The following is a 2,480-nucleotide window of genomic DNA, read 5'->3' on the forward strand; positions in this document are numbered from 1 at the left end:
CTGCCGGACCTCGACCTGGACTGGGCGGAGTACACCGGGCCGGAGTCGCTCACCCCGGCCCGGCTCGGGTTGCTCGAGCCGACGGGTCCGCTGCTCGGGGTGGACGCGGTGCTGGACGCCGACGTGCTGCTGGTGCCGGGACTGGCCGTGTCGCCGGACGGCGCCCGGCTGGGCCGCGGCGGCGGGTGCTACGACCGGGTGCTCGGACGCACCGTCGGGCGACCGACCGCGGTGCTGCTCCACGACGACGAGGTGGGGCACCACGTCCCCACCGAGCCGCACGACCGGCCGGTCACCCATGCGATCACGCCGGGCGGGGTCCGCGCCCTGGGCTGACGGCGGGGCTGAGGGCGGGGCCGACCGGGTCAGTCGTCCTCGGGCGCGGGCAGGAGGGTCATGGTGTCCTCCGCCGCCGTCTCGACCGCGTCGCGGGAGAAGGCCCAGGGCAGGTACTTCCCGTCGACCCACAGCTCGGTCTGGTCCGCGTAGTGCGAGGAGCCCGGGTGGCCCGAGACACCGGTGAGGTTGACCCACCGGGACCGGTCGAGGTCGGCCAGCGAGACGACCATCCGCATCGAGGGCGCCGAGGTGACCTCGTAGCCCTCGGTCGCGTCCCACGAGGTGGCGTCCACGATGCTGGAGCCGCCGCCGACCTCGTGGCCGTCGCGGTTGAGGAGCCACTCGACCGGCCCGATCCCGGACTCCCCCAGGGTGGAGCCGTGCAGGTCCAGCTGGTGCAGGTGGCCCCACGTCCACTCGTCCGGGTCCAGCGCCTGGCGACGCGTCATCTCGTCGCGGGCGTCCATCAACGCCTGCCGCAGCACGTCGTCGCGCGACTCGGTCGCGTCGGTCTCGATGTCGTCCCACCAGGGTCCGGCCGGGTCGGCCAACAGGGTCTCGACGACGCCGAACCACCGGTCGCCGCCGTCGGGCCACACGGCCTCCCGGAGCTCGTCGTGGAAGGTCAGCCGCAGCAGGTTGCTCCACACCACGTTGTAGTAGGCAGCGGCCGCACTGTCGGCGGGCTGGGTGAAGTCCCAGTCGGCCAGCAGCTCCTGCCCGTCGCGGTAGTACTCGCTCGGCAGGTCCTGCACGTCGAGCAGGTAGGGCACCAGGGTCGCGGCCATCGGGTTGGTCGTGTCGAGCTGGAGGCGTGCCATCTCGTCCACGGACAGCTCCCCCTCCTCCTGGAGCACCTGCCGGATCCGGGTGGACCGGTAGCCGCGGTCCCAGTCGTCGGTGAGGAAGTAGGGGTAGTCCGGTCCGATGACGGCCTGGTTGGCCGTGACGACGAACCCCTCCTCGGGGTCGAGCACGCTCGGCAGCCCGTCGAAGGGGATGACGTCGCCGGTCCAGTCGTTGGCCGACACCCAGCCCTCGGCCGGCATCCGGCCGTCGTTGCCGGACTGGCGGATCGGGATCCGTCCGGGCGCCTGGTAGCCGATGTGGCCCTCGCGGTCGGCGTACACCAGGTTCTGCGCCGGTACGGCGAAGTCGGCGGCGGCCGCGCGGAACTCGTCCCAGTCGCTGGCCCGGTTGAGGGCGAGGATCGCGTCGGCGGTGGTGCCGGGCTCGAGCGCGGTCCACGCGAGCGCGACGGCGTAGCCGTTGCCGCGACCGGTCGGGTCCGCCACGTCGATGGGGGCGTTGGCGCCCACCGAGCTGAACTCCTGCGACACGTCGCTGATGAGCGGGCCGTGCGCGGTCTCACGGATCTGCAGCTCGAAGTCGTCCTCGCCGCGCACCGTGATCGTCTCGGTCCGGACGGCGAGCGGTCTGGCCTCGCCGTCCTGCATCCAGGTCCTCCCCTCGATCTTCTCGAGGTAGAGGTCGGTGACGTCCGGGCCGAGGTTGGTGAAGCCCCAGGCGATGTCGGCGTTGTGGCCGATGATCACGCCCGGCACGCCCGAGAAGGTGAACCCCGACGAGTCCAGGGTGCAGTCCGGCGACAGCTGGCGGCAGTGCAGCCCCATCTGCAGCCAGATGCCCGGCATGCTCACGCCGAGGTGCGGGTCGTTGGCGAGCAGGGGCGCGCCGGTGGCGCTGTGCGCACCGTCGACGACCCACGAGTTGGAGCCGATGCCGTCACCGCGACCCATCAGGTCGGGGATCCCCGCGACGGCGTCCCGGACGCCCTCGAGGGCGGCCACCATCTCGGGCGAGTACGCCGGCCGGCGGGGGTTGCGCGTCGCGTTGCCCGAGGCGTTCTGCTCGAAGACCCCGTCGACCACGCCGCCGCTGCCCACGATCGGCGGGTGCTCGTCGAAGGGGTAGTCCGGGTAGAGCTGGGCGACCTCCTCGGGGGTGTGGTCGAGGCTCGCGACCACCCGGTCGACCTCGTCGGTCATGTTGCCGCGCAGGTCCCACGCCATCGCCTTGAGCCACGCCAACGAGTCGGCGGGCGTCCACGGCTCGGGCTCGTAGGAGAGCCCGGTGGCGGCCAGCAGGGTGTACTCGACGGCGATCTCGGTGGTGCCGTG

At 72.6% G+C, this 2,480-nt stretch carries 2 protein-coding genes; one reads left to right on the forward strand and one right to left on the reverse strand.

The features are described from left to right. Nucleotides 1-336: 5-formyltetrahydrofolate cyclo-ligase (locus ACXJKL_RS19270; protein WP_457208613.1), on the forward strand; the 336-nt coding region annotated here is incomplete at its 5' end. A 29-nt stretch (nt 337-365) separates the two neighbouring features. On the opposite strand, the gene ACXJKL_RS19275 is transcribed toward ACXJKL_RS19270, so the two are convergent. Further along, a partial coding sequence (locus ACXJKL_RS19275; RefSeq protein ID WP_457208614.1) for a penicillin acylase family protein occupies nt 366-2,480 on the reverse strand: 2,115 nt, incomplete at its 5' end.

The organism is Nocardioides sp. P5_C9_2 (assembly GCF_054049555.1).